The sequence below is a fragment of the Actinacidiphila oryziradicis genome (assembly GCF_005047355.1).
In the GTDB taxonomy this organism is placed as follows: Bacteria; Actinomycetota; Actinomycetes; order Streptomycetales; family Streptomycetaceae; genus Actinacidiphila; species Actinacidiphila oryziradicis.
This window is the reverse complement of sequence record NZ_SUMC01000266.1, coordinates 1-3,308: the sequence shown is the minus strand read 5'-3', so window position 1 is coordinate 3,308 and position 3,308 is coordinate 1. Positions and strand designations below refer to the sequence as shown.

The 3,308-nt window shown below is 69.9% G+C and carries 3 protein-coding genes; 2 read left to right on the top strand and 1 reads right to left on the bottom strand.

Going from position 1 to position 3,308, the window contains the following annotated elements; all coding sequences use genetic code 11:
* Window positions 1–697 (top strand): transposase (locus tag FCI23_RS62910; RefSeq protein WP_322974070.1); only part of this gene is annotated, 697 nt, incomplete at its 5' end.
* Between the two features lie 321 nt (window positions 698–1,018).
* Here FCI23_RS62910 and FCI23_RS54840 read toward each other — a convergent pair.
* Complete coding sequence (locus FCI23_RS54840; protein ID WP_136731651.1) at window positions 1,019–1,531, bottom strand: hypothetical protein; 513 nt, start codon at window positions 1,529–1,531, stop codon at window positions 1,019–1,021.
* 1,256 nt (window positions 1,532–2,787) lie between these two features.
* Here FCI23_RS54840 and FCI23_RS54830 point away from each other — a divergent pair.
* The gene (locus FCI23_RS54830) at window positions 2,788–3,168 is read left to right on the top strand and encodes an STAS domain-containing protein (protein ID WP_136731650.1); all 381 of its coding nucleotides are present in this window, start codon (window positions 2,788–2,790) and stop codon (window positions 3,166–3,168) included.
* Window positions 3,169–3,308 lie beyond the last annotated feature (140 nt).

The following is a 3,308-nucleotide window of genomic DNA, read 5'->3' as shown; positions in this document are numbered from 1 at the left end:
GCCGTGGCCGCAGGTTCCGGAGCTGACTGCGCAGGTAGCGCGGTCGGTGGCGGCGCGGGGGCCGTATCCGCTGGCGATGCGGGTCCGTGACGAGCTGGGCGAGCTGTTCTCGGATGCCGAGTTCGCCGAGGCTTTCGGGGTGCGGGGGCGGCCGGGCTGGTCGCCGGGCCAGCTAGCGCTGGTGACGGTGCTGCAGTTCGTCGAGAACCTCACCGACCGGGCGGCGGCGCACCGGGGGCGGTTCGGCATGGACTTCAAGTACGCGCTCGGCATGGAGCTGGACGATCCCGGGTTCGATGCCTCGGTGCTGTCCGAGTTCCGCGCGCGGCTGGTCGAGCACGAGCTGGAGGAGAAGGCGCTGGACCTTCTGCTGACCGCGCTCAAGGACCGGGGCCTGGTGAAGGCGGGTGGCAAGCAGCGCAGTGACTCCACCCGCGTGCTGGCGGCGGTGCGGGATCTGAACCGGCTGGAGCTGGCGGGGGAAACACTGCGGGCTGCGCTGGAGGCACTGGCCTGCGCGGCACCGGACTTGGCTGGCCGACGCGGTACCGGTGCGGGGGCCGAACGCTACGGCCCGCGGACCGACTCCTGGCATCCGCCTGCCTCCAAGACCAAGCGTGCCCCCAATGACAGGCCGAAGACAGCGAGGGTGGCAATGCCGAACGCGGTCGTGGTGCGTGGTGCCTGGCCGGGCTGAGTGAACAGCTGCCCGATTTGCTCCCTGGAAGCCGTCGACACGCCGATCCCGTCCCCCAGCCACTGCGCAAACCCCCGCCCGTGTGTCGGATCAGCCGCGGAGACAGCGATCAGCAGTGGCACCAGCGTGAGGAACCCGAGCGCCGCGAAGCCCAGTGACCGCGGCCCCCACTCCAGTTCACGGTTCCCCCTCCATCCGCGCCCGACCAGTGAATGTCGGATCACATGGCGCAGTCGGCCGAACAGAGATGAACGGCCCGCGGCATCGGAAGGCTTCATGGGCATGGCTGTTGACTACGCGGTCGACGACGTCGCCGCGGTCTCACGGGCTGTCAGTACTCACGCTGCGCATTCCGGGGGAGAAGACCGCCGCCGCTGCCGTGAGGCGCAGCGTCTCCAGCGTGTCGATCTGGTCCCGCGCCCGGTGCAGCAGATCCTGCAGCTGGGATTCGTCCAGACGGGGCTCCCCCGTGGCCACGACGAGCAGCGTGCGCCAGATCAGGGTCTTCCCCTCGACTCCCAGCCGCAGGGTCTCGAGCTCGGTGAGCGTGCTCAGCCCGGAGCGCCGGTACAGAGCGCCGTTTGGTTTCAGGCGCCCCAGCCTCTCGGCCGCCCAGCCACCGTAGACTTTGTAGCGGCGTGCGGGGACGCCAAGTGCGTCCATGAGTTCGAGCAGGGTCTGCCGGTCCTGGGTGATCTCGTCTGAGATGCGCTGCACATCGGCTCTGCGCGCCGAGTGGCGGTGCTGGTGGGCGATTCGCTGCGCGAGCCCGATGCCGAAGGTGGCACCGGCCAAGTGGTCATTCAGGTAGATCCCGAGCTTGTCGCGATGCATCCTGGGCCCCGTTCTCGACTGTCCTCGGCGATCTCCTCGACGGTGCGACCGCGTACACAAGCGGGCTGGGAGAACCGGCGTCGGATTTCCCCCGCACCACGAAAGCAAACCGCGAGAGAACGGACTCGCCAGGGCGAAATGCCGGGAAATGCCCCGAACGGCTCAGGGATCCAGGCGCTGGAGTGCTGCATCGGAATTCTCGGCGCCGGCCCGGCAGTACCTGCCCCGGGTCCGCGCAGCAGGTGCGACAGACGCTGCTCGCAGCGGCCGCCGGACGCCTCGGGCTGGTGACGGTCGAGGCCGGCCTGCATGTGACGGATCGGGTGGAGGACCCGGCTCCGGCTGCCGGGGCCACGCCGCAGCACCCCGACCCCAATCGCAGCCGCCGAAACCGGGGCCTTCCAAGTCGCGGTTTCCGGCCCCCTGCACCCGTCGCCGGGCCCACTGCCAGTACGGGAACCGGCCGCAGAGCCGGCCGACGCGGCGGCGGCCGTACCCGGCGTGACTCGCATTGCCCCAGTTTCAGGACTGCCCATGCCCCAGGCCAGGGGAGGGCTCCCGGTGACGGGGCCGTTCTCGTGACGTCGGTGGAACCCGCCAGGGGCCGACCAGTCTGACCGGCAAGGCAGACACGCGAATCAGCGGCATTGACCCGCTACCGCGCTGGCATTACGGGCCGCGTGACGAAGGCGCCGTGCGGCGCGGTGCTGCTGGTGTACCGCAGTCGGCCGCCGCCCCCTGTGGTGCAGCGCCGACCGCGGGGCTGATCCCGGAATCCGGGCCCTCACCCACGGCCCCGCCCTGGCCGGGCGGTCCTTCGCCAACCCCGACGACATCACCCAGGCCACAGCCGTGGCAACCGCACAGCTCAACGCCCGCGCCCGACCATATCTGGGGACGGCCAACCCCACCCACCCCGACACTACGTCGCCGCTCTGTGTACGTCCTTTGAGGAATCCAGCACTAGGAATCGATGATCGGGGTATGCGTGGGGGCTATGCTTCGATGGACGTCCCGGACCCCGGCGTGGCGCGGTTGTCGTGCAGGTGCCTGTGGGGAGCGGACGATTCGTCCGACCGCCTCGGGCACTACCTTCGAGGCGAAGCCGGTTCTCGTTCACAGCCCTGCTCGGGTTGCCGGACCGGTGTGCTTCGCCTGACCTGTCCAGGCGTCCGACCGCAGGGGATGCGTGCCAGGCGGGACCGGGAAGCCGGGCCGCCGGCGCTGCACCAGGTGGTCACAAGAACTGAGGCGCTATGCCTGTTCTGCCCAGCTTCAACCTCTACCGGCACGACCGAGGAAACCACACGACGATCACCCTGGCGGGTGAGCTCGACATGGACACGGCGCCACCGGTGTGCGTGATGATCCAGGACTGTCTGCGAGGCGGAATCCGCACCATCGACATCGACCTGACCCTCCTGACCTTCTGCGACGTCAGCGGCCTCAATACCTTCCTGGCCGCTGCCGAGCGCACGGCCACCGCCGGGGGATTGCTGTGCCTGCACCATCCGCATCCGATGCTGACCCGTCTCCTGGACCTCACCGGCACCGGCTTCCTCGTGCACGGCCGGGAAGCTGAGCTTCTTCCCCGCACGGACGGCCTGGCCGTCGTGTCCCAAGCGCTGGCCTCATGAGCACGGCGCGCGGTGGTCGCAGGTGATCAGTGACCGCATGGTCGGGGTCCTGCGTCTGCTGCAGCTCGACGACTGGTCCGACGGGGTCGCGGACGTCACCGCGGCGGGCGCCGAGGCGTTGGGCGTCGACGGCCTCGCGG

What these genes read in the sequence shown, in the direction of transcription:
- FCI23_RS54840 (WP_136731651.1), bottom strand. Translation starts at nt 1,531, where the DNA reads ATGCATCGCGACAAGCTCGGGATCTACCTGAATGACCACTTGGCCGGT.
- FCI23_RS54830 (WP_136731650.1), top strand. Translation starts at nt 2,788, where the DNA reads ATGCCTGTTCTGCCCAGCTTCAACCTCTACCGGCACGACCGAGGAAAC.